Source organism: Kerstersia similis, assembly GCF_965139615.1.
Classification (GTDB): Bacteria; Pseudomonadota; Gammaproteobacteria; order Burkholderiales; family Burkholderiaceae_B; genus Kerstersia; species Kerstersia similis.
The window spans coordinates 17,100-41,802 of record NZ_CBCSIQ010000015.1 but is presented as its reverse complement, the minus strand read 5'-3'; the positions used below and the strand labels follow the sequence as shown (position 1 = coordinate 41,802).

Annotated in this window: 18 protein-coding genes; 8 read left to right on the top strand and 10 right to left on the bottom strand. The window is 60.6% G+C overall.

What is annotated here, in order from left to right; genetic code table 11:
• Positions 1-34: 34 nt before the first annotated feature.
• The 3 genes from ACNA1V_RS10610 to ACNA1V_RS10600 all read right to left on the bottom strand — a co-directional run bounded on the left by ACNA1V_RS10610 (position 35) and on the right by ACNA1V_RS10600 (position 4,445).
• A complete protein-coding gene (locus tag ACNA1V_RS10610) occupies positions 35-2,572 on the bottom strand; it encodes a TonB-dependent receptor (RefSeq protein ID WP_415833590.1) in 2,538 nt (845 codons plus the stop codon).
• 366 nt (positions 2,573-2,938) lie between these two features.
• Positions 2,939-3,910 carry a FecR family protein gene (locus ACNA1V_RS10605; protein WP_415833589.1) on the bottom strand — a complete coding sequence of 324 codons (972 nt, stop codon included), beginning with the start codon at positions 3,908-3,910 and terminating at the stop codon, positions 2,939-2,941.
• A gap of 13 nt (positions 3,911-3,923) precedes the next feature.
• Positions 3,924-4,445 carry an RNA polymerase sigma factor gene (locus tag ACNA1V_RS10600; protein WP_415833588.1) on the bottom strand — a complete coding sequence of 174 codons (522 nt, stop codon included), beginning with the start codon at positions 4,443-4,445 and terminating at the stop codon, positions 3,924-3,926.
• A gap of 309 nt (positions 4,446-4,754) precedes the next feature.
• Here ACNA1V_RS10600 and ACNA1V_RS10595 point away from each other — a divergent pair, with 309 nt between their 5' ends.
• The 3 genes from ACNA1V_RS10595 to lexA all read left to right on the top strand — a co-directional run bounded on the left by ACNA1V_RS10595 (position 4,755) and on the right by lexA (position 8,465).
• Entirely contained in the window at positions 4,755-6,809 is a 2,055-nt protein-coding gene (locus ACNA1V_RS10595) for a TonB-dependent receptor domain-containing protein (RefSeq protein WP_415833587.1), read from the top strand.
• Positions 6,806-7,606, top strand: coding sequence for a class I SAM-dependent methyltransferase (locus tag ACNA1V_RS10590; RefSeq protein ID WP_415833586.1), 801 nt, complete (start codon positions 6,806-6,808; stop codon positions 7,604-7,606). The genes ACNA1V_RS10595 and ACNA1V_RS10590 overlap by 4 nt, the downstream gene beginning before the upstream one ends.
• 211 nt (positions 7,607-7,817) lie before the next feature.
• Entirely contained in the window at positions 7,818-8,465 is a 648-nt protein-coding gene (lexA, locus tag ACNA1V_RS10585) for a transcriptional repressor LexA (protein WP_415833585.1), read from the top strand.
• A gap of 78 nt (positions 8,466-8,543) precedes the next feature.
• Here lexA and ACNA1V_RS10580 read toward each other — a convergent pair whose 3' ends face one another.
• Positions 8,544-9,716 carry a benzoate/H(+) symporter BenE family transporter gene (locus tag ACNA1V_RS10580; RefSeq protein WP_415833584.1) on the bottom strand — a complete coding sequence of 391 codons (1,173 nt, stop codon included), beginning with the start codon at positions 9,714-9,716 and terminating at the stop codon, positions 8,544-8,546.
• 182 nt (positions 9,717-9,898) lie between these two features.
• Here ACNA1V_RS10580 and ACNA1V_RS10575 point away from each other — a divergent pair, with 182 nt between their 5' ends.
• Complete coding sequence (locus tag ACNA1V_RS10575; RefSeq protein WP_415833583.1) at positions 9,899-10,663, top strand: class I SAM-dependent methyltransferase; 765 nt, start codon at positions 9,899-9,901, stop codon at positions 10,661-10,663.
• Positions 10,664-10,930: 267 nt separating this feature from the next.
• On the opposite strand, the gene lon is transcribed toward ACNA1V_RS10575, so the two are convergent.
• The 6 genes from lon to argG all read right to left on the bottom strand — a co-directional run bounded on the left by lon (position 10,931) and on the right by argG (position 19,832).
• Positions 10,931-13,372 carry an endopeptidase La gene (gene lon, locus ACNA1V_RS10570; RefSeq protein WP_415833582.1) on the bottom strand — a complete coding sequence of 814 codons (2,442 nt, stop codon included), beginning with the start codon at positions 13,370-13,372 and terminating at the stop codon, positions 10,931-10,933.
• A 178-nt stretch (positions 13,373-13,550) separates the two neighbouring features.
• Positions 13,551-14,834 (bottom strand): ATP-dependent Clp protease ATP-binding subunit ClpX, encoded by a 1,284-nt coding sequence (gene clpX, locus ACNA1V_RS10565; protein ID WP_415833581.1) that lies wholly within the window; start codon positions 14,832-14,834, stop codon positions 13,551-13,553.
• Between the two features lie 159 nt (positions 14,835-14,993).
• Entirely contained in the window at positions 14,994-15,641 is a 648-nt protein-coding gene (gene clpP, locus ACNA1V_RS10560) for an ATP-dependent Clp endopeptidase proteolytic subunit ClpP (RefSeq protein WP_415833580.1), read from the bottom strand.
• A 1-nt stretch (position 15,642) separates the two neighbouring features.
• Positions 15,643-16,956 carry a trigger factor gene (gene tig / locus ACNA1V_RS10555; RefSeq protein ID WP_415833579.1) on the bottom strand — a complete coding sequence of 438 codons (1,314 nt, stop codon included), beginning with the start codon at positions 16,954-16,956 and terminating at the stop codon, positions 15,643-15,645.
• Between the two features lie 406 nt (positions 16,957-17,362).
• On the bottom strand, positions 17,363-18,037 hold the full coding sequence (locus ACNA1V_RS10550) for a LuxR C-terminal-related transcriptional regulator (protein WP_415833578.1): 675 nt from the start codon (positions 18,035-18,037) through the stop codon (positions 17,363-17,365).
• Between the two features lie 457 nt (positions 18,038-18,494).
• On the bottom strand, positions 18,495-19,832 hold the full coding sequence (gene argG, locus ACNA1V_RS10545) for an argininosuccinate synthase (protein WP_415833577.1): 1,338 nt from the start codon (positions 19,830-19,832) through the stop codon (positions 18,495-18,497).
• A 354-nt stretch (positions 19,833-20,186) separates the two neighbouring features.
• Here argG and ACNA1V_RS10540 point away from each other — a divergent pair, with 354 nt between their 5' ends.
• The 4 genes from ACNA1V_RS10540 (at position 20,187) to ACNA1V_RS10525 (ending at position 24,633) form a co-directional block, all read left to right on the top strand.
• Positions 20,187-21,698 (top strand): DASS family sodium-coupled anion symporter, encoded by a 1,512-nt coding sequence (locus ACNA1V_RS10540; protein ID WP_415833576.1) that lies wholly within the window; start codon positions 20,187-20,189, stop codon positions 21,696-21,698.
• 232 nt (positions 21,699-21,930) lie between these two features.
• A complete protein-coding gene (locus ACNA1V_RS10535; protein ID WP_415833575.1) occupies positions 21,931-22,410 on the top strand; it encodes a YkgJ family cysteine cluster protein in 480 nt (159 codons plus the stop codon).
• 105 nt (positions 22,411-22,515) lie between these two features.
• A complete protein-coding gene (locus tag ACNA1V_RS10530) occupies positions 22,516-23,292 on the top strand; it encodes a peptidoglycan DD-metalloendopeptidase family protein (protein ID WP_415833574.1) in 777 nt (258 codons plus the stop codon).
• A 504-nt stretch (positions 23,293-23,796) separates the two neighbouring features.
• On the top strand, positions 23,797-24,633 hold the full coding sequence (locus ACNA1V_RS10525; protein WP_415833573.1) for a siderophore-interacting protein: 837 nt from the start codon (positions 23,797-23,799) through the stop codon (positions 24,631-24,633).
• The last annotated feature ends 70 nt before the right edge of the window (positions 24,634-24,703 follow it).

Below are 24,703 nucleotides of genomic sequence, written 5' to 3'. Positions count from 1 at the left end.
GGTTTCACTTCAAATCGTTAGAAAGCCGGGCGCCTCAGAAGCGCCAGTTGACCGAGGCCATGACCGTGCGGCCAGGGGCGATCCAGTAGCTGATGCCATTCATCTCGGCATAGTTTTCGTTCAACAGGTTCTCCGCCGATACCCGTGCCGTCAGGTTCTTGCTGATTTCGTAGCTCGCCCAGGCGTCATAGACATTGAAAGAGCGCGAATAGGCATTGCTGGAAAATGCGCTGGTATTGTTCGCAGGCGTTTCATGGCGCATGCGCGCGCCCAGCGTCAGGCGCTGACCAAACAGGCGGACGCCGCCACTGAAGGTGAACTTCTTGCTGGGCGGCAGCAGATACCAGATATCCGCGCCCCCCCCCTGACCCAGCGTCGTCGCAGGGAAACCCACTAGGCTGCCCAACGGGTAAGGGTCATAGCGTCCGTCACCGGTATCTATCAGCGAATGGGTAAAACCAGCCGACGCGAATACCAGCCCGGCGTCGTAATCCGCTTGCAGTTCCAGGCCGCGGGTGCGGAAAGGATCCATCAGATTGATAAAGGACATGGGTGAATTCGTCCCGCTTTGCGCACTGAGCGAACTCGGAGACATGATGCTGGCCAACACCATGTAGTTATCCACCTTGGTGTTGAACCATGCCGCCTTGATGCGGAACATGTCCTCTGCCACCAGCAAGCCATCAAGCTTGATATTGGCGCCCAACTCCCAGTTGCGCGAGCGTTCTGCCTTCAGGTTGGGGTTGGGGTAATACGGAAACGACACGGCGCCTGGGTGCGCGCCATAGCGAAAAGACTCGGTGATCGAAGGCGGCCGTACGCCCCGGCCATAATTGGCGAAGAGCTGCACGCGCTCGACCGGCTTGACGGCCAGACGCAGGCTGGGTGCGAACTCGCCGTCATGGCGGCTGGTGGAAAATTCCGTATATAGCGCCGAATACTCCGGACGTGCGCCGTTGCCGTTGTAGATCGTCCCGACGCGCATCAGCCCATCGCCCTGGAGGCCGAACCAGTCATAGCGCAAGCCGCCCCCGACTTCCAGCCAGTCGCCATGCTCCAGCGTCAGGTTGGTAAAACCGCTGGTGACGGTCCGCTGACCACGCGGCGTGCCGCCCACCATGATTTCCGGGTCGCCACGGTTGGCCCCGGTATCCTGAGAAATGGCCCCCGGACGCGTCCAATCGCGATAGAACTCGCCGCCCAGCGCCCAGGTCACATCCATGCCACCCAAACCGAAGCGCGCCCGGTTCTCGGCCGTCATACCAAAGGTATTGGTCTCGAAGTGCATAAGACTCCAGCCCACGTTCATCGCGGGTTGGGCCTGGCGCTCGGCATCGTTTTCCGTGGTGGTGAAATACATGCTGGCACGCCAATCGAACCAGCGATTCACTGGCTGCCACTCATGCTGCAAGGTAATCGTTTCCGAGCTCAGCTTGTTGCTGGCATTGATGGGCGCCGATTTGATGTCGTCATCCAGCGCGCCCTCGTCATAATCAGCCTTGAAGCCGACATAGCCCAGCGTGAAGCGGTGGTCTGCATTGGGGCGCCAGCCCAGCTTGGCCAGGCCGGACAGCTGGCGCTGATCCGTCATGCCGCTCACGCCCTGCATCTGGGCCTGCATCAATTCATTGTGGTACTGCTCGTTCCAATCCCCACCGCCGGTCACGACGGCATCGCCGTAGTTTTTCGAAGTATTGCGGGTACCCTTACGAAAAGAGCCGACGCTTTTACGGGAAACGGCGGCGGTCAAATCGAACTCGTCGCTCAGGCGCCAGCCAAAGGCCGCGCTGCCGGAAAAGTGATAGGCATTGCTGCCGGTCACCAGATTCACGCGTCCGCCCACCTGCTCGCCCGATTCCACGACATCGTCGATGGTCAAGGTACGGAAATTGACCATCCCGCCTATCATGCCAGCGCCGCCCGTGGCCGCCACCGGCCCTTTGGTCACTTCTACCCGCGCCAGCAGATCGGCGTCCAGATAGACCGAACCACTGTCTCCATGGCCGCTTTGCTGGTAGTTCTGGCGCGCGCCGTCGATCATCACATTGACGCGACCAAAGCCCTGCAGGCCGCGAATATTGACGGCTACGCCAGGATTCTGGCGGCTCTGCGATGTCGCAACACCAGGAATATCAGTCAGCACATCGGAAACATTGCGGGGCGGCAGGCGGTCGATTTCCTCCCGGGTCACCACCGCGACGGAATCAGGCGTGTCATAGACAGCCATACGTGCCGGCACCTGGCCTGTCACCTCCACCGTTTCCAGTGTCGTCACGCCCTGCGTCGCTGCGTTGCTGGCGCCACGCTGGCGAATCACATAGCGTCCGCCGACCTCTTCCACCTCCAGATCACTGCCTGCCAGCAAAGCATCCAGCGCCTGGCGCACGGTATAGCGCCCGGACAAGGCGGGCGCCTGGCGCTGGCGCAGCAGCCCGGCCGGCGCAGCAATCTGCACACCGCTGTGCGAGGCCAGCGTATTGATGGCTTCGCTCAACTGTTGCGCGGGCAAATCAAGCTGCGTCGGCGCCCCGCCAGACTGTGCCTGGGCCTGATCCAGCGGCGTCATCAGCATGCATGCCGCCAAAACGGCGGCCACGCTGGCGCGCATAGTCAGAAGGTTCTGTTTACTGATAATGGTGTCTTGCTGGCGCGGGCCCCGAAAGGGCCCAGTTGCGCGGATGCGCATGGTCATATCGTCCTCGGTGACTTCTTGCGTGATTACGGCGATCACGATGAAGACGACCCATGACAAATAAACCCGACAATTATTTTTATTTGCGAATCGACAGGCTGGATATGCAGGCGTCACTCCCGATGTGCCGGCCCATATCGCCCTTACCGCCCCGCCCTTCCCTATGCTGCCCATGGCCGGGCGCAGCAAGACTGCACCCCCTCACGGCGGCAGCTGCGGTTCCGGGACTTGCTGACCGGCTTGCTGTCAGCGTGCCGGCAGACTGCGGATCGCCACGCCGTCGGCGCGCTGCTCCACCGCAACGGCGGCAATACGTGGCAGCAACGCAATCACGCCAGCCACATCATCCAGATGGAACGTACCGGTAATCCGTTGCTGGCCCGCCTGCTCATCGAGCAGGCGTAACGGCACGGTTGACCATGGCTGCAATTGCGCCACGGCATCGGCCAGCGTCGTGTCGTCAAACACCGCCAGCCCACGACGCCAGGCTGCCGCCTGGGTATCCGGCAACGGCTGCACTTCGCCCAGGCCCACGCCATTGCCGCGCACTTGCTGCCCGGCACGCAATACCGGGCCAGTCAGGTCGGGATGCCACCAGGCGCGCACAGCATCCACCCGTACCACGCCCTCTTCGACCTGCACTTGTGCGCCGACGCCGCGATGCCCCACTGTAAAGACTGTGCCCAGCACCGTAGCGCGCAAGCCTCCGCCAGTGACACGGAAGGGCTTGCCCGCCTGCGGCTGCACATGAAAACGGGCTTCGCCGGCCAGCAACTCGGCCTCACGCCGATTGCGGTAATAGCGTATTTCCACCTGGCTGCCGGCATTGAGCTCCAGCGTACTGCCATCGCGCAACTCATAACGGCCGCTCTGCGCCAGCGCAGTCGCAAATCCCTGTGAGTCAATCGGCACGAGGTAATACCAGCCGGCACAAGCCATCAGCACACCGGCAAAAGCGACGCCAAAGGCTGGCCAACGCCAGCGGCGCACACCGCCTTGCACCCGCAGGCGCGGCTCAGCGATCAAACCGCGCAGCTCGCTGCTCATGGCGTCCAGCGCCTGCCAGCGCCGCCAGGCCTCCTGGAAGGCCGACTCGTTTTCCGGTGCGGCCTCGCGCCACCCCACCAGTTCCTGCTCCGCCAGCCGCGCACGCTCGCCCGTGCTGCCCGATGTACGGGCCAGCAAAGTCAATGCGTATTCAACTTGAGAGCGTTGCATGGTCAGTGATCCGTCATTTGCGTGGCGCGCCTGCGGGGTCGTCCCGCTCGATCAGATCCGAGCAGTCCAGCACCGCACGCGCAATGTGTTTCTCCACCGCGGCGACGGATATATCCATGCGCGCAGCAATTTCGGCGTAACTGTAACCGTATATCCGCGCCAGGATGAACACTTCCCTGCGCTTGCGCGGCAAGCGCTGCAAACGCGCAGCAACCCGTTCGAGCTGATCGCGATGCAGAATCTGCTGCTCCACGCTAGCCGCCATTTCGCCGCCCTGCTGTTCGAGCTCCTCCATCAGGGATTGATCGCGTTGCTCGCTGCGCCCCTGGTCGATGATCAGATTTCGTGCGGCACTGAACAGCAAGGCACGCGGGCGCGCCACCTTGCCCTTCAGGGCATGGTGATAGACGCGCTCGAAACTTTCCTGGGCAATATCCGCGGCCTTGTGCGAATCGTTCAGCTTCCAGCCGAGATACCGCTTCAGTTCAGTGTAGGCGCCCGTCAATTCTTCGACGACCTGCGCCAGGCTTGGCATGGGCTTCCGGGGCCGGACCAAGCCGGCAGCAAATGTTGTCGGGACAAAAGCCGGCTGCATCAGCCAGGACCTTATCCGCCAAAAGCAGCGATGATAATGAAAACAACTATCCTTCACAAGCGTGATGCATAGCCGCCACACCTGTGGCCGAGCCTGAAACCCACGCCACGTTCGCCCTGACCGCCTGGCCTGCCGATGCCCTGATCATCACACCGGTTTCCCTTTCATTTATGTAATGTTATATCATTTAACAATTATCAGATTTTGATATCCATTCCTCCCCCCTTCCCTGCAAAGGAAATATTTCCCATGTTCCTCCGGCTTCGTCCCTTGTCGGCCGCACTGGCAACGGCCCTTCTCGGCAGCCCCGCACTCCTGCATGCACAGACGACCCATGACCCGGTCACGCAACTCACCCCTGTCGTCATCACCGCGGATGCCCTGCAACGCGAGCAAGGTGATCTCATCCAGGCCAGCACGGTTCTGCAGGATGAAGACTTGGCCTGGCATCGCCGCGGCACCCTGGGGCTGAGCCTGGATCATCTGCCCGGCGTGCACGCCGACAGCTTTGGCAACGGCGCCACCCGCCCTGTGATTCGCGGGCAAACGGCGCCCCGAGTCAAGGTGCTGTCCGATGGCGCAGATATCTTCGATGCCTCCTCGGTTTCTCCGGATCACATTGTTACCGTCGATCCGCTGCTGGCCCGGCGCGTGGAAGTGCTGCGAGGGCCGGCGGCCCTGCTTTACGGCGGTAGCGCCATTGGTGGCGTCGTCAATGTCGTGGATGACAAAATTCCCACGCACATTCCCGATAACGGCCTGAGCGGCCAGGTGCAGTTGCGCGGCGCCACAGGTTCGAACGAACGGGCTGGCGCCTTTGCCCTGACAACCGGCGAAGGCAATGTTGCGCTGCATGTTGAAGGCTCACGGCTGCGCTCGGACGACTATCGCGTTCCCGGCCAGGATTTCAGCAAGGTCGCCAATTCCAACACCGACAGCACGCAAGGCAGCCTGGGCTTCTCTTTCATCGGCGACCGCGGCTACCTGGGACTGGCCTATTCCTACCGCGAGGACGACTATGGCCTGCCTGGCCACAGCCATGAGTACGAAAGCTGCCACCCCCATGGCGCTACGCTGCACTGCGGCAGCCACAGCCACGACAACGATCACGATCATGAGCATTCTCACGACCACGGAGAAGAGCACGCAGCCACGGCGCACCTACGCAGCGAACGGATAGACCTGCGCGGCGAACTGCGCAACCCCCTGCCCGGTTTCGACCAGCTGCGGCTACGCGCCAGCCATACCGATTACCGTCACGACGAACGCGATGAAGGCATCACGGCCACCACATTCACCAACCGTGGGCGCGACTTGCGCCTGGAACTGCAACATCAGCCACTAGGCCGCTGGCACGGTGTCGTGGGCCTGCAAACCGCGCGCTCCCATTTTGAATCCACCGGCCTGGAAAGTTTTGTTCCGCGCACCCGCACCAGCAGCACGGGCCTGTTCCTGCTGGAAGAATACCGTCATGACGACTGGCGCTTTGAAGTCGGCGCCCGCCAAGAATGGCAACGCCTGACCCCCACCGCCGGGACGCAGCCCGGCAAGAGCGACCACGCCAACTCCTTATCTGCTGCTGCCATCTGGGACTTCACTCCCGGCTATGCCGCCACGGTCTCGTTCTCGCGTTCGCAACGCCTGCCCAACGCCCAGGAAATGTATGCCAAAGGCGTACACCTGGCGACCAATACCTATGAGCGCGGCAATACCGACCTGGGCCGGGAAACAGCCAACACCGTAGAGTTTGGCCTGCGCAAAGACGACGGGGATATCAGCTTCGCACTGAACGCCTACCACAGCCGTGTCGATGGCTATATTTATGCCGAAACCCTGGATCAATTCGAAGACTTCCGCCTGATCGAATACACCCAGCGCGACGCCAGCTTTACCGGCCTGGAAGCGGACCTGACCTATCAATACAGCAAAGGCTTGAGCGCCACCCTGTTTGGTGACTATATCCGCGGCAAGCTGCGCGACCCGCAATCCAACCTGCCACGCATTCCCGCCGCGCGCCTGGGCCTGCGCACCCATGCCAGCTGGCAACAGTGGCACGGCTTCCTGGAATACTACCGGGTATTCAGCCAGAACAAGATCGCCAGCTACGAAGACGATACTCCTGGCTACAACATGGTCAATGCCGGCTTGTCCTACCATGGCAAGCTCGACAGCACGCGCTACCGCCTTTATGTGCAAGGCAGCAACCTCTTGAACCGGGTCGCCTACAACCATGTCTCTTTCATTTCGCGCGCGGCACCAATCCAAGGCCGCAGCGTCATGGCAGGCGTAGGAATCGAGTTTTGAGCCAGCCCCCTGTGACGCCAGCGCCGGCAGGCGCTGGCCCTCGCTCGCTCTACGCGGAAGTCGCACGGCTCCAGAACGGCCTGCCCTGGGGGCGCTTCCTCGATGCCGGCACTGGCCGCGCCTCGATCTCCTGGCTGCTGTCCCAGGATACCGAAGCCTGGACTGCCGTCACCGGTGCGCCAGCCATGCTCGCCAACGTGCAGGCAGCCACGGAAGGCCGTCTGCGAGCCCAGGACAGGCTCTTGCTGGGCAACTGGATGGATGCAGACCTGCTGCGCGGTGAGCGTTACGACACCGTCCTGGCGGACTACCTGCTGGGTGCCATCGAAGGCTTTGCTCCCTATTGGCAGGACAGGCTGTTTGAACGTCTGCGGCCCCTGGTCAAGGGCCGACTGTATGTGATTGGCCTGGAACCGTATGTCACCACCTTTCCAGACGATCCGGCCGGTGCGGCCGTCACGGAAATCGGACGCCTGCGCGATGCCTGCCTGCTATTGGCGGGGGAAAGCCCCTACCGTGAATATCCATTGGAGTGGGTCTTGCGCCAATTGCGCACTGCGGGCTTCCGGGCGCTCGATGTACAGCGCTATCCCATACGCTACGGCGCCCGCTTCATCGACAGCCAGCTCGATATGTGCGCGCAACGCCTGGGCCGGATCCAAGACAGGCAACTGGCGCTATCACTCATGGAACACGTGCAAACGCTGCGGGCCCAGGCACATGCCCTGTGCCGACAGGAACAGGGACTGCGCCATGGCCATGATTACCTCATCCTGGCGGAACCGGACAGGCGCTGAACCCGCGCTGTCGCGTCGCTGGCCGCCGGCCCCGACACGCGCCGCCAACCGCCGACGGTGCGTGTCATCTTCGCTAAAAACCGGGAAAACCCGCCAAAATGACAAAAACCCCGCCGGATAGGGCAAAAAACTGCCTCAAAGCCTGATCCAGGCTTGCTTTCCGGGCGCAAGTCCGACAAAATTGGCCCTGTATGTCCATACAGCCAAAATCATGACCATCAAGCTCACCGCGCGCCAGCAACAGATCCTCGATTTCATCCGCCAGTCTTTGGAAGGCACAGGCTTTCCTCCCACTCGCGCCGAAATTGCCCAGGCGCTCGGGTTCCGTTCCCCGAATGCAGCGGAAGACCACCTCAAGGCGCTGGCGCGCAAAGGCGCCATCATCCTGACCCCTGGCACCTCGCGCGGCATCCGGCTGTCGCAGGCTGAAGAGTCTCCCGCGCTCCAGGCGCAGCATACGGATTTCGAATCCGCGCTAGTGCCGCTGGTCGGCCGTGTTGCCGCTGGCAGCCCCATACTCGCGGCGGAGCACATTGAGCGTGAAGTGCGTGTGGACCCTGCCCTGTTTGACACCCGGCCAGACTACTTCCTCAAAGTACGCGGCATGAGCATGCGCGACGCCGGCATTCTGGAAGGCGACCTGCTGGCCGTACGCAAAGCCAGCGAAGCCCGCAACGGCCAGATCGTCGTCGCCCGCATCGACGACGAAGTCACCGTCAAGCGGCTCAGCCAAGACCGCCAAGGCCTGCGCCTGCTACCCGAAAACCCAGACTACCCCGTCATCGAAATTCGTCCGGGCCAGCATTTCGCCCTGGAAGGCATTGCCATCGGCCTGATCCGCGCACAGGCTCTGCACTGATTGCCCTCCGCCATGCCAGTCTTCTGGCATGGCGGGTGCATGGCAGCGCAGCCTGCCATCAGCCGGCATACTGCCGCGCTACTCGCTCGCGTGCCTGAAGCCGCTCATGATGCCATGGGCCAGCATGCCGATGACGATTCCCCAGAAAGCAGAACCAAAGCCCCAGAGGGTCATGCCTGAGGCCGTCGCCAGAAAAGTGATGGTTGCTGCCTCTCGGTGCGCAGCATCCTCCACCACCAGGGTCATATTGGAAACAATGGCGCCTATCAACGCCAGACCTGCAAGAATGGCGACCAGTTCGGCCGGAACGGCCTTGAACAACAGGACAATCGTCCCGGCAAAGGTTCCGCCGATCAGGTAAAAAACGCCATTGGCAATACCTGCGATATAACGCTTGTCCTTCTCTGGATGAGCATCCTTACCCGTACACAGTGCAGCAGTAATGGCGGACAGGACAATCGTCACACCGCCAAAGAAAGCCGTGGCCAATGACGCCAGACCCGTCACCATGATGACCGGCCGCGCCGGCATCTGGTAACCGGACAACTGCATCACCGCCATGCCAGGCAGGAACTGCCCCGTCAGACTGACGATCGTCAGCGGCAAGGCCAGGCTCAGGAACGACACCCAGTCGAACTGCGGCACGACGAATATGGGCTGGGTCCACGACAAGGTCAGGCTGGAAAAATCGGTCAGTTGCTGGCCCAGGGCCACTACAAACCCTGTCAAGGCCACAACCACCACCGTATAGCGCGGGCACAGCCGCCTACAGACGAAATAGGCCGCCAGCATGGCAAAGACCAGCGCGGGCATTTTTCCGGCCGCAGTAAATGCCTGGGTACCGAACTGGAACAGAATACCCGCCATCATGCCCGCGGCGATACCACGAGGAATGGCGCGCACCAATTTATCGAAATATCCGGTCACCCCGACCAGCAACACCAATAGCGCAGCCAGAATGTATGCCCCCACGACCTGAGCCATGGAAATTTCGGGAAACAGGGTAATCAACAGGGCCGTGCCCGGCGCCGACCATGCCGTAATGACCGGAATCTTCAGCCACCAGCTCAGCAACAGGCCGCTGACACCCGCGCCTATCGAAATGGCCCATATCCAGGAAGCCAACATCTCCGGTGCGATATTCCCGACATGCGCTGCCTGGATAAAAATCAGCAACGGCCCCGCATATGAAATCAGTACCGCAAGAAAACCTGCTACCCACGCGGATACCGACCCTGCGCGCATACCCATGAAACCTCCCTGGCAATCCATCTGGACAGAAATCCACCGATATTGCCAGACAATGCAACGGCTTTCCTGCATAACCCTGCCCCCTGCATTGCCGCCGCATCAAGCACCGGGAGCGCCGTCTCCATCAAGCTGATATATTCCGTTTTCTCCATGCTATCGACGCACAAGAAGCGCACAATCTCATGTCTGCACAAAACAATCGCTATGGCCGCCTGGCCTCGCAGGTCTATCATCTGGACAAACCCATCGGCCACTCCTTCGGCGATGTCGAGTTCTACCTGGAGCGCCTGAAGCATTGCCCTGGCCCTGTTCTCGAACCTGCTGCCGGCAATGGCCGTATCCTCATACCGCTGCTGCAAGCCGGACTGGATGTGCATGGCTTTGATGCTTCCGCAGAAATGCTTGCCCTGTGCCAATCGGAATGCGAGCAGCGCGGCCTGGCCGTTCCCATGACGTGCCAAACCTTCGAACAGTTCCAGTACGAACAGGCCTTCGCCGCCATCATCATTCCCGCCGGCTCGTTCCAGCTCATCACCGACCACGAAACGGCCTGCGCCGTACTGACCCGCTGCTTTGAACATCTGCAAGCCCAGGGACGCCTGATTCTGGACCTGGACCCTGCACATGCCATCCAGGCCGGTGGGCATTCGGTACGTACCTGGCAGCCCACCGCCACACAGCAGCTCACCCTCACTTGCGACCGCCTGACAACCGATCACATCAATCAGGTTTCTGTAGATTTACTGCGTTACGAAGCCTGGGATCAGGGCGTGCTGCAAACGACTGAGCTGGAATCCTTCAGCCTGCGCTGGTGGGGTGTGCGTGAAATGCAGGCCGCACTGCGGGCAGCCGGTTTCACCGACATCACGGTATCGGGCGGCTATGCTCACGGCCGCTGGCCGACGGACGCAGATGCCATCATCACCTTCGAGGCCGTCAAGCCCTGAACCCCCTGTGCTGAAATCCGTCGCGGTATCAATACTGCAGCGCCGGCGACAACGCAGCCCATCCCCCCAGGCAGCAAATCAGGGAAAGCGGCACATGGCGGACGGCTTGCCTGCCTGGACCTGGCAAGCCCTTTTCATCAACAGCAACAGCAACCGCCAGCCACAATGGCACCCTCCCCTGAATATGCAGCGGCAATAAAAAACCCCTGAACGCCACCGGGCATTCAGGGGTTCAGTTCGGGCGCCTTTTGCGCCCGGCCTGCATCATCAGTGCTTCAGTACCGCACCCGGCTCACCCGGCTTGGAACCGGAGGCCACCACCGGCTCTTCCGGCTTGGCCTCTTCCTCAGGCAGAGGCGTCGGCAAGCGTTCGAGCGCATGTTCCAGCACGGTGTCGATCCAGCGTACCGGCACGATTTCCAGCTGGTTCTTCACGTTGTCCGGAATCTCGGTGAGATCCTTCACGTTTTCCTCAGGGATCAAGACCTTCTTGATCCCGCCACGATGGGCGGCCAGCAGCTTTTCCTTCAAGCCGCCGATAGCCAGCACTTCACCACGCAAGGTGATTTCACCCGTCATCGCAACATCGGCACGCACCGGGATATGCGACAAGGCAGACACGATGGCTGTTGTGATGGCGATACCTGCAGACGGGCCATCCTTGGGCGTAGCGCCTTCCGGAACGTGCACGTGCATGTCACGCTTTTCGAATACGGTGTCAGCAAAACCCAGGCGGCGTGCGCGAGAACGCACCACGCTGCGAGCCGCTTCGACCGACTCCTTCATCACATCGCCGAGCGAACCCGTGCGCTGAATCACACCCTTACCCGGCATGTCGGCCACTTCGATGGTCAGCAGGTCGCCGCCCACTTCCGTCCAGGCCAGCCCGGTCACCTGACCGATCTGGTTTTCCTTCTCGGCCACGCCAAAGCTGTAACGGCGCACACCCAGGTAATCCGCCAGGTTTTCGCTGTTGACCACGACGATCTTGGGCGCGCCTTCGACCTTGTCCTCAACACGTTTGATCAGTTGGCGGATCACCTTGCGGCAGATCTTGCCAACCTCGCGTTCCAGCGAACGCACACCGGCTTCACGTGTGTAATAACGCACGATGTCGCGCAGCGCATCCTCTTCGACCTGCAGTTCGCCCTCGCGTACCCCGTTGTTCTTCATCAACTTGGGCAACAAGTGCTCACGCGCGATACGGATCTTTTCCTCTTCCGTGTAACCGGACAGGCGGATCACTTCCATACGGTCCAGCAGCGCCGGCGGAATATTCAGCGTGTTGCTGGTCGCAACAAACATCACATCCGAAAGATCGAAGTCCACTTCAACATAGTGGTCCTGGAACGTATGGTTCTGTTCCGGATCCAGCACTTCCAGCAGAGCGGATGCAGGGTCGCCACGGAAATCCATGCCCAGCTTGTCGATTTCGTCCAGCAGGAACAGCGGGTTGCGCACCCCTACCTTGCCCATGTTCTGCAGGATCTTGCCAGGCATGGAGCCAATGTAGGTACGACGATGGCCACGGATCTCTGCTTCATCGCGCACGCCGCCCAACGCCATGCGTACGAACTTGCGGTTCGTCGCCTTGGCAATGGACTGCCCCAGCGAAGTCTTACCGACCCCCGGAGGACCCACCAGGCACAGAATCGGCGCCTTGACCTTGTCCACGCGCTGTTGCACCGCCAGATGCTCAAGGATGCGTTCCTTGACCTTCTCCAGGCCATAGTGATCGCCATCGAGCACGCGCTCGGCGTTATCCAGCGAGTTGTTGACTCGGCTCTTCTTGCGCCACGGCAAACCGATGAGCGTGTCGATGTAGGTGCGCACCACGGTGGCTTCTGCCGACATGGGCGACATCAGCTTGAGCTTTTTCAGCTCGGCGTCTGCTTTCTTGCGCGCTTCCTTGGGCATTTGCGCAGCGGCAATCTTCTTCTCGAGTTCTTCGAGATCAGCGCCTTCTTCGCCTTCGCCCAGCTCTTTCTGAATGGCCTTGACCTGCTCATTCAGATAGTAGTCACGCTGGCTTTTTTCCATCTGCTTCTTGACGCGGCCACGGATGCGCTTCTCCACCTGGAGAATGTCGATTTCCGTTTCCAACTGGCTCAGCAGGGTTTCCAGGCGCTCGGTCGTACCGAACACTTCCAGCATGCGCTGCTTTTCTTCCAGCTTGAGCGGCAAATGGGCAGCGATGGTATCAGCCAGACGCCCGGCCTCGTCGATGCCCGACAAGGACGTCAGGATCTCCGGCGGGATCTTCTTGTTGAGCTTGACGTACTGCTCGAACTGGCTGACCACGGCACGGCGCAAGGCCTCGGTTTCCGCATTGGATTGCGTATCCGATTCAATAGGCGTGACCGAGCAGGTGAAGTGGGCTTCACCATCGGTAATCTGTGCAATGCGGGCGCGCTGCGTGCCTTCCACCAGCACCTTGACGGTGCCATCGGGCAGCTTCAGCATCTGCAGAATGCTCGCAATGCATCCAATTTCATAGACATCTTCCGGCGTGGGATCATCCTTGCTGGCGGACTTCTGCGCCACCAGCATGATGCTCTTTCCGGCTTCCATTGCCGCTTCCAGTGCCTGGATCGAACGCGGCCGTCCCACGAACAATGGAATGACCATGTGTGGGAAAACCACGACGTCGCGCAGAGGCAGCAGCGGCAATTCAACGGGTTCTGAAGGCAAGGCCCGGCTGACTGACATGATTAGGCTTCCTCGGAGAGAAACTGTAGTTCGGGAAGCGTATGGGATGGCGGCGTGCTGCCGCCAGCTTCCTGTGATGAGTCAGAGATGGAGACGATATCGGAAAATACAAGCCCGGTGGCCTGAAATTTCATGAAAACCCTTCAAAGTAAAGGGTTTTCATGCCCTGTCTGCATTCTCAGGCGGCGTTTCCAACCGAACGGCGCAGGTTTCCTTCCTCGCGGACGAAACGGGGCTCGGCCCCTTTTTCTATGACGTCCGCGTCCACAAATACCTTGCGAATGCTGGCATCGCTGGGCAACTGATACATGGTGTCCAGCAGCGCAGATTCAAGGATGGAGCGCAGACCGCGAGCACCCGTCTTGCGCTTGAGTGCCTTGCGCGCCACGGCATGCACGGCTTCGGATGACAGATCCAGTTCGACCTCTTCCATTTCGAAGAGTTTCTGGAACTGCTTGACGATGGCGTTGCGCGGTTCCGTCAGGATGCGCACCAAGGCCGTTTCATCCAGTTCCTGCAGTGTTGCAACCACCGGCAGGCGCCCGACCAGCTCGGGAATCAGGCCGAATTTGACTAGATCCTCGGGTTCCACTTCGGTGAAGACTTCACCGACCGAACGCTCGGACTTCTGCTTCACATCCGCCGAGAAACCGATGCCCGACTTTTCCGTACGGTTGCGGATCACCTTTTCCAGGCCATCGAAGGCACCGCCGACGATGAACAGGATATTGGTGGTATCCACCTGCACAAAATCCTGGTTGGGATGCTTGCGCCCGCCTTGCGGCGGCACCGATGCCACAGTCCCTTCAATGAGTTTGAGCAAGGCCTGCTGCACACCCTCACCCGACACATCACGGGTGATGGAGGGATTGTCTGCCTTGCGCGAAATCTTGTCGATTTCGTCGATATAGACGATGGCACGCTGTGCCTTTTCAACATCGTAATCGCAGCTTTGCAGCAGCTTCTGAATAATGTTTTCGACGTCTTCACCGACATAGCCGGCTTCCGTCAGCGTGGTGGCATCAGCCATCACGAAGGGCACGTTCAGTTGTCGCGCCAGGGTTTGGGCCAGCAAGGTCTTGCCCGAGCCGGTCGGCCCGATCAGCAGAATGTTGCTCTTGGCCAGCTCCACACCGCCATCCTCAAGATGATCACGGTGACGGATGCGCTTGTAATGGTTATAGACCGCCACTGCCAGCATGCGCTTGGGCGCATCCTGGCCAATGACATATTGGTCCATGAAAGTCTTGATTTCCGCTGGCGTCGGCAATTCATCGCGCTGATTCTGGCGGGCTTCCTGCTGCAACTCTTCGCGGATGATATCGCGCGACAGATCTATGCATTCGTTGCAGATATAAACCGAACCCTCACCCTTGATCAGCTTTTTGACTTCATGCTGGCTCTTGTTGCAGAACGAGCAGCGCGGCGCGCGCGCATCAAGCAGGTCTTTTTTATCAGTCATGGACTCTGTATCGGTAGTGAAGAACACCGGGCCCTCAGGCCTGACATTCTCCGACACCACTGGGAGGAGCCTGGGGCTCCCTATTAAACATGTCTCGCCTGGCTGGCCCTGTCAGCACAGCCGCACCCGGAGGGGCTGAACCCATCCGGGTGACGAGGATCACTCCCGCGTACTCAACACCTTATCGACCAGACCATAGGCTGCGGCATCTTCCGCAGACATGAAATTGTCGCGTTCGGTATCAACCTCGATACGCTCCACGGGTTGTCCCGTGTTGTCCGCCAGAATGCGGTTCAGGCGGGCACGCAAATCAAGGATTTCACGCGCCTGAATTTGGATATCGGTAGCCTGACCCTGCGCACCGCCCGAAGGCTGGTGAATCATGATGCGCGAATTGGGCAGCGAGAAGCGCTTGCCGCGCTTGCCCGCCGCCAGCAGGAACGCACCCATGCTGGCTGCCAGGCCAGTGCACAACGTGGACACATCTGGCTTGACGAACTGCATGGTGTCATAGATGGCCATGCCGGCATACACCGATCCGCCAGGCGAGTTGATGTAGAGGGAGATGTCCTTGTCAGGATTTTCCGATTCCAGGAACAGCAGTTGGGCGACGATCAGGTTGGCGCTGTTGTCGTTCACAGGACCGACAAGAAACACCAGACGCTCCTTCAGCAGGCGCGAATAGATGTCGTACGAACGCTCGCCGCGCCCGGACTGTTCGACGACCATGGGGATGTACCCCAGCCCGGTGGGCGTGACGGACGAACCGCCGTACATGGACGCATAGAAATCGGTAAATCGCTGCATATCAGGCCGTTCCCATCAATTGCTCGAAAGATACGTTCTCATCGGTGACCTTGGCTTGGGACAGCACGTGTTCCACCACGTTGTCTTCCACCACCACCGCTTCGATTTCACCACGGCGCTGCTTGTCGGCCAGGTAGTAGGCCACCACCTGTGCCGGCTGCTCGTAGTTCTGAGCGAACTCTTCGATACGGGCACGCACTTGTTCCGGCTTGGCTTGCAGGGCAGCCTGTTTCACCAGTTCCGACACCAGCAGACCCAGACGCACACGGCGCGTGGATTCTTCGGCGAATGCTTCAACCGGGATATTGAGCGACTCGGCATTGGGCACGCCACGTTGCTTCAGGTCTTCGCGGGCAGCTTGCACGCGGCTTTGTGCGTCCTGGTTGACCAGGGCCTTGGGCACATCGAATTCAGCAGCAGCAACCAGGGCGTCCATAACGCTGGACTTGGTGCGGCCCTGGGCGCGCAGCTTGACTTCGCGTTCCAGGTTGACGCGAATGTCTTCGCGCAGCTTGGCCACATCGCCTTCTGCCTGACCCAGTGAGATGGCGAATTCGGCGTTCAGTTCCGGCAGCACGGGCTCGGCAACTTCCTTCACGGTAATGGTGAATTCAGCCGTTTTGCCAGCGACTTCCTTCCCCGGGTAATCCTCCGGGAAGGCCAGCGGGAACGTCTTGCTTTCGCCAGCCTTCAGACCGCGCACGGCGGTTTCGAACTCGGGCAGCATGCGGCCCTGGCCCAGCACGAACGGGAAGTCGGTGGCCTGGCCACCTTCGAACAGTTCGCCGTCGATGCTGCCGCTGAAATCCAGCGTGACGCGATCATCGTCAGTGGCGGCGCGGTCGGCACGAGCTTCGTAGGTTGCGCGTTGCTTGCGCAGCACTTCGATGGTGCGATCGACTTCGGCGTCGCCGACTTCGGCCAGCGTACGCGTGATTTCCAGCGCGCCCAGCTCGGGAATCTTGACTTCGGGATAGACCTCGAAGGTGGCGCTGAAAGCCAGCACGCCTTCCTGGCCTTCGCCTTCGGCCTTGGGCTCCAGGGTGGGCTGGCCGGCGACGCGCAGTTCAGCGGTGCGAACCGCTTGTTCGAACGCACGGCCGACTTCGGCGTTGATGGCATCGTAGCGGATGCTCGGGCCGTGGCTGCGCTCAAGCAGGTTCAGCGGCACTTTGCCGGGACGGAAGCCCGGCAGCTTCGCCGTGCGGGCAAGACGCTTGATTTGCGCCTGCACTTCCTTTTCGATGTCGGCCACAGTAACGGCCAGATCAATACGGCGCTCGAGGCCGGAGAGGGTTTCAACCACAGGCTGCATGAAAAACCTATTTTTCTGAAGTATGGAGTGAAAGCGGAAAGCTTAGCAGAGCATTTTACCGGAAACTAGAAAGAGCATCGTTTCTACCGTCAATGAAGCGATTTCCTGTCTGTTTTCCTCTGACTGCCGAGCGACCTCATCCCGGCTGCCGGGCTGTTGACACCCTCCGCACAGCCGCAATTATCTACCGTTCATCCAAAAAAAACGGCATCCCTGAGGATGCCGGGCCGCTTGCGTCATAGGCACCGCTTGCGACCGGGATTCATTATGTACCTTGCTGTACCTGGCGATCTGCTTCTCTCATGAAATTAGAAAATGCTGGCTGCCATACCCTGCCTAACCTCAGGAATCATCTGGTGGGGAGCGTCAAATTTTTCAAATAGCCCATCAGGCAAGCCCAGGCCGTTCAGGGAGCTGGGGTCGAGCTTGGGTGTGCCTGCCCCTCGCCCGCAGGCGTATCCAGGCGCAGGGCCTGCTTGCCCTCCTCTTCGGGTGCGATGGATATCTGCAGCACCGAACGCACCCCCAGCTTTCTGAACAGATTCTGTTTATGGGCACTGACCGTCTTTTCACTCAGGCACAGACGTGCTGACACTTCCTTGTTCCGCATACCCTGCCGCAGCAAGCGCAGCACAGCCAATTCCCTGACTGACAGCCGGGACAGGTCGTGGTAGCGCGGCCGTTCCACTGCTGCCGGATCCAGCACAGGAAAGCACTGCATCCCGGCCAGAACCATGCGCACCGCCGCGGCAACCGTTGCCTCATCGCCATCTTTGGCAATGAACCCACTGATGCCCAGACGTACCGCCAGCGGCGAATAGATGTCGATATCCCGACCGCAGAAAAACAGCACAGGCACGCCGGGAAAACGGCGACGAATGCGATAGACCAGCCGGTCGCCGCTTTCGCTTGCCTGGGCAGGGTCAATAATGATCAGGGACACCGGCTGGCTCAACTCGGCAGGCACTGCCTGCAGGCTGACCGACTCGATGATCTCCTGCGGAAAACCGCTGTTGATCAGAAGATTGCGCACGCCAAGACGCACGACGGGCAATTTTTCTATAATAAGAATCGTGTGCATTACATCTGCGGGGGAAGGCCATTGATGGCTGCAATCTACCCGGCATCCTGTCGCCAGATAAGGGCGATCCGGTGATTTCAGAAAAAAACACGAAACGCTTGGCAAGAGAGAAGGAAAATACATGGCGGCCCAAGGAAAATTCTGTAGATAAAGTGCAAGTACCTGAGAACTTCAGGGAATTTCCAGTCTTCATTGCCAGCCTGGCATAAAGTAAAGAAAAATACATTGCTGATCTGGCAATGTCTTAATCATAGAGAAAACTGGATAAAAACACAGTGAAAGGTGTGCAAAAACCAGCACACTCTGTTCCGCCCCGCAGCCCGGCACGTCCCCCCCTGCTCCACTTTCACGCCGCCGCCCCGCCATAAAAAAAGCCTGCCCCTTGCGGGGGCAGGCTTGCAACAGATATCAGCGCTCAGGCCTGGGCCGCTCAGGCAGAGCGGCCCGCTGGCAACGCTTATTCCTCGCGATTGTCCTTCAATTGCGGCACCCCTGCGCCAGCAGGCAGCAGCAGGCCGGACTGCGTATAGATCATCAGCTTGTCACGGGTATCGACGATATCCAGGTTACGCATCGTCAGTTGACCAATACGGTCAGCCGGCGAGAACGGCGCATCTTCCACCTTTTCCATGCTCAGGCGCTCGGGCTGATACGTCAGGTTGGGCGACACCGTATTGAGAATGGAGTAATCGTTGCCACGACGCAGCTCCAGCGTGACCTCACCGGTCACGGCGCGCGCCACCCAGCGCTGGCTGGCTTCGCGCAGCATGATGGCTTGCGGATCGAACCAGCGGCCTTGATACAGCAGGCGGCCCAGGCGGCGGCCGTTTTCACGGTACTGCTCGATGGTATCTTCGTTGTGAATACCGTTCACCAGGCGCTCGTAGGCGATGAACAGCAGCGCCAGCCCCGGTGCCTCGTAGATGCCACGGCTCTTGGCTTCGATGATGCGGTTCTCGATCTGGTCGCTCATGCCCAGGCCGTGACGGCCGCCGATGCGGTTGGCTTCCAGAATCAGTTCGACCAGGTCGCCGAAGGTTTCGCCGTTGATCGCCACCGGCACGCCTTCCTCAAAGCGGATCGTCACTTCCTCACGCTTGATCACGACTTCGTCGCGCCAGAACGCCACGCCCATGATCGGCTGGACGATATGGATACCGGTATCCAGGTGCTCCAGGTCCTTGGCTTCATGGGTAGCGCCCAACATGTTCGAATCGGTCGAATAGGCTTTTTCGGCGCTCATCTTGTAGGCGAAGCCGGCCTGATTCATGTACTCGGACATTTCGGCGCGGCCGCCCAGCTCGTCGATGAAGTCCTGATCCAGCCAGGGCTTGTAGATCTTCAGCGCCGGGTTGGTCAGCAGACCGTAGCGGTAGAAACGCTCGATGTCGTTACCCTTGAAGGTGCTGCCGTCGCCCCAGATATTGACGCCATCTTCCTTCATTGCGGCAACCAGCATCGTGCCGGTCACGGCGCGGCCGATGGGGGTGGTATTGAAATACGTGGCGCCAGCAGACGAAATATGGAAAGCGCCGGCTTGCAAGGCGGCGATGCCTTCGGCGGCCAACTGTGCGCGGCAGTCGATCAGACGGGCCGCTTCGGCGCCATATTGCATGGCGCGGCGGGGAATGTCGTCATAATCGGTTTCATCGGGCTGACCCAGATTGGCCGTGTAGGCGTAGGGAATAGCGCCCTTGGCGCGCATCCAGTGCAGCGCCGCGCTGGTGTCCAGTCCGCCGGAAAAAGCGATGCCGACCTTCTGGCCGACGGGAATATGCTGAAGGATGGTTGCCATGGTGCAGGAAAGCAGTCAGAAGTAGAAAAAACAGCGGGACAAAACAGCGGCCACAGCCGACCGGGCACTAATGGGAAGAATTCCCGGTGCGCCAGCCATGCCTGCCGCCGTCATGCACAAGAGGGACATTGTAGAGCGATTCCCCCGGCTTGCCCAAGGGCCACGCCCACTGCAGACATGCCAGCCCCTCCTATCCTCGCTCGCCTGCCCCCCTTCCGCCGGAGGCCATGAAGTTCAGCCCGCCATGATCCAGGCCAAATTTATGTCACGGGCAGCCCCCCACGCCAACCCGGCCGCAGCGTACACTTGCCGCGGACTCATTCCCATTTACCTCGTCGCAAAAGGAGCCGTCGCATGAACGTCTCATCTGCCTCCCCTCAGGCCGCCCCTCAAGCCGCCCCGCCAGGCCCAGCCCCAAAACCCATGCCCATCGCCTTCATCGGCGGCATTATCGCGATGATCGTGGTGCTGCTGTTGCCCACGCCGGCCGAGCTGCCGATTGCCGGCCACCGCATGCTGGCCATTCTGGTCTTTGCCGTCGTCGTCTGGATCACCGAAGCCGTCTCCTACGAAGCCAGCGCCATCATGATTACCGCGCTCATGGCAATCCTGCTGGGGACGGCGCCCAAGATCAATGACCCCGATACCCTGATCGGGACCTCATCTGCCATCAATATGGCGCTGCAAGGTTTCTCCAATAGTGCGCTGGCACTGGTAGCGGGCGCCTTATTCATCGCGGCAGCCATGACGCATACGGGGCTGGACCGGCGCATCGCACTGGTCACGCTGTCCCGCATCGGCACCAGCACGAAAAGAATCCTGATCGGTGCCATTGCGGTCACCATTATTCTCAGCCTGGTAGTGCCCAGCGCCACCGCCCGCAGCGCCTGCGTTGTCCCCATCATGATGGGCGTCATTGCTGCATTCGGCGTTGATAAACGCTCCAACATCGCTGCCGGCATCATGATCGTCGTGGCCCAGGCCACCAGCATCTGGAACGTCGGGATCCAGACCGCCGCAGCCCAGAACCTGCTGACGGCAGGCTTCATGCAGCAGATCCTGGGCGAACGCGTCAGCTGGGCGGACTGGCTGATCGCCGGCGCACCGTGGTCATTGATCATGTCGCTGGTCTTGCTGGTCACGGTGCTCAAGCTGCTGCCCCCGGAAACCAAGCAGGTTCCCGGCGGCGATCAGGCCGTGAAGGAATCCCTGCAGGCGCTGGGGCCGATCACAAGCGCCCAGAAACGCCTGATGGGAGTTTCGATTCTCTTGCTACTGGCCTGGGCATCCGAGAACAAGCTGCACAATCTCGATACGACGACGACCACCTATGCCGGCCTGGTGCTGCTGATGCTGCCGCGCGTCGGCATCATGACCTGGAAGGATGTGCAATCCCGCATTCCCTGGGGCACCGTGATCGTATTTGGCGTCGGCATCAGCCTGGGCACTGCACTGCTGAGCACACAGGCCGGCCAATGGCTGGGCGCCCAGGTCGTCAACCACACCGGGCTGGACCAGATCGGCCCGCTGGCGATTTTCGCTATCCTGGCAGCCTTCCTGATCATCATTCACCTGGGCTTTGCCAGCGCTACCGCCCTCACCTCGGCCATGCTGCCCATCCTGATCACCGTGCTGCAGACCCTGCCCGGTGAATTCAACCGCTTGGGCATGTCCATGCTGCTGGGCTTTGTGGTGAGCTATGGCTTCATCCTGCCTATTAACGCGCCCCAAAACATGGTGTGCCTGGGCACCGACACCTTCAATGCCCGCCAGTTCGCCAAAGTCGGCATCATCATCACGCTGATCGGCTACCTGCTCATGTTGGTCTTCGGCATGACCTACTGGCGCTGGCTGGGCCTGATGTAAACCCTGGCCTTCCTACCCCCGCCCGCTCCCGGCACCGGCAGACAGCACTTCCACGCTGCGCTCCGGTGCCGTTTTCACATCCCCGTGCCTGGCCGGGTGCGGATGCTGTCACGGCACAACACTGCCGGCCCGCGACAAAAAAAGCTGTTTTCCAGCGCGGCACTGCGCAATAAAATCTGCTCCCACTTATCGCTGGCGCGACGGCCCGCAACGGGCACACGCCTCCCCGACCATGAGCAACAGTCTCACCTACACGCCGCTGCCGCTGGCCGATCTCGCCGCTTCAGAGTTGCGCGACGACAACCCTGACAGCAACCCCTGCCTGCATTGCGGCGCCTGTTGCTCCCATTACCGCGTCTCTTTCTATTTTGGCGAGCTCGATGGCGGCAATGGCGGCTGGGTGCCGGCGGAACTGACGACACCCGTTACACCGCACCGCGTCTGCATGAAAGGCACCGAGCATGCGCCGGTACGCTGCGTGGCGCTGCAAGGCACCGTCGGCGAACCCGGCATTTCCTGTGCCATCTACACGCAACGCCCCAGCCCCTGCCGCGATTTCAGTCTGTGGGAAGCGGACGGCAGCCCCAATCCGGACTGCCAGCGCCTGCGTCTGGCGCTGGGCCTGGCCCCCCTGCGTGGCCGCCCTGAAGCCGATAACGACCCGGACGGGCCAGGGCACCCCAACCACCCGCCGCAACCTGCGGCCGCCTGAAAGGTAACACCTGGAAAACAGCAAGGCGCCACACTCATTGCATGAGGGCGAGAGGCCTTGTTACTCTTGTACGGGTTATCCAATCGTGCCGTCGCTGGCCGCGCCATGACATCCTGGTCTTTCCCCACCTTTCTGTCCCGCCTGCGTTACCTGCGCCCCAAGGTAAGCGCTGTCCTGCTATCGGCAGCCCTGCTCGCCGCCTGCGGCACAACCGGTTCCGACAACGCCAGCGGCCCGGTACCTGCCGGACATTACCGCGTCCAGCCCGGCGATACCCTCAACCAGATTGCCCGCGCCAATAAACAAAGTGTTGCCAGCCTGGTGCGCTGGAACAATCTGTCCAATCCGAACCAGATCCATGTCGGCCAGGTGCTGCGTGTCACGGCGCCAACTGGCGGCACGGCCTCGACAGGCACCAGCAAAACGGCCTCAGGCTCCCGCAGCACTGCGACGGCCCCCGCAACCAGCAACACCAGCCGTCCCAGCGGCAGCTCGGCTTCGACAGCCCCCACCAAGAAAATTGCACTGGTCTGGCCCGCGCAAGGCAACATCATCCGGCAATTCGGCCAGGCACGCTCCAATGGCATCACCATTGGCAATACGCCTGGCACGCCAGTCGTGGCCGCCGCCGCCGGTACGGTCGCCTATGCCGGCAACACGCTGCGCGGCTATGGCAATATGCTGATCATCCGCCATGCCAATGGCTTTCTCAGCGTGTACGCCCACAACCGCAAACTGCTGGTGAATGAAGGCGCCACGGTACGCCAGGGCCAAACCATCGCGGAAATGGGGCAGACCGAAACCACTCAGCCGTCCTTGTACTTTGAAGTCCGGCAAGACGGCCGTGTCGTTGATCCGCGCTCACTGCTCCCCAAACGCTGAACTGCCCGCGCCCGGCTCGGCGTCGCGTCCGTCTGCCCAACGCGTCCTTCTGTCTGCGTCCTTCTGTCAATGACTCCGGCGATTTTTTCCCGGCCGTCCCGGCGACTGATACGCAACGAAACAAATCCTTAACCTTGCCAGCCCAGGGTTAAGCGAGACGAGAATAAGAATAACTGTTAGTGTTACGGATGATTTTGACACCGGCTCATCAGGCACGGCCATGCCAGCATGCGCTCATCTGATCAGCGCCTGCCCGCATTTCTCGATAAACGGGCAAGCGATACGATGACGGCAAAACGCACGGGCCCGCCCGCATGAGAGCACTCGCCCGCTCTGCGCCATCCCCAGACCTGCCACGGATAGCCGCCAGGCTGATGACCAGGATGGCTGTCTCATCAGCCGGGTTGATCACGCACACGCTGTCAGCACTGGGCAAGGCCATGCTGACCCGGAATTTTTCGTATTCTTCAGTTTTGTTCCGCTATTTCCATACAAGGCAATCCCGTGACGAATTCCATTCCTGCTTCTCCGAATAGCGACGATCGCAAGCCCCAACGCCAACGGCATCCGCTGCGCTTCCGGCTCGTCACCGTCGTCAGCCGTGAACTGCTCAGCCCCAGCCTGCTGCGCCTGACTTTCACTGGCGACGAACTGCAAGGCTTCTTTAGCCCCGGTTTCGATGATCACGCCAAACTGATTTTTCCAGATCCCGACACTGGTGAAATTCCGCGCCCCACCGTTACGGAAGAAGGCATTGCCTGGCCTGACGGCAAGCGTCCGCTGGCACGCGATTACACGCCGCGCAGTTTCGATGCCGCCGAACGCCTGCTGACCATCGACTTTGCCCTGCATGATGAAGGCGTCGCTACCGACTGGGCGCGCAAGGCTGAGCCCGGCGACGAACTCGGCATCGCCGGACCGCGTGGCTCTTTCCTCGTCCCCACGAATTTCGACTGGCATCTGCTGGTCGGTGACGAAACCGCCATTCCTGCAATTTCCCGCCGCCTGGAAGAACTGCCTGACGACGCGCGCGCCATTGCCGTCATCGAAGTCGATTCGGAAGAACACCAGTTGCCGCTGACGGCAGGTGCACGGGCGGAAGTGCACTGGGCCTTTCGCCGTGGCACGCCGGCCGGGCAAAGCGATGCCATGCTCAATGTTCTGAAAACGCTGGACTTCCCGGCTGGCGACTACTACGCCTGGGTCGCCTGCGAAAGCGCAACGGCCAAGACGCTGCGCCAGTACCTGCTGGGCGAACGCGCGGCGCAGGCAAAATGGATCCGTGCTTCCGGCTACTGGAAACCCGGCAAGAGCGCAACGCACGATACACACGAAGACTGATTCCAGCCACGGAATTATCCGCTGCGCCTCACAGCGTGCCTGCCCATCAGGCCAGGCACGCTGAAGGCCT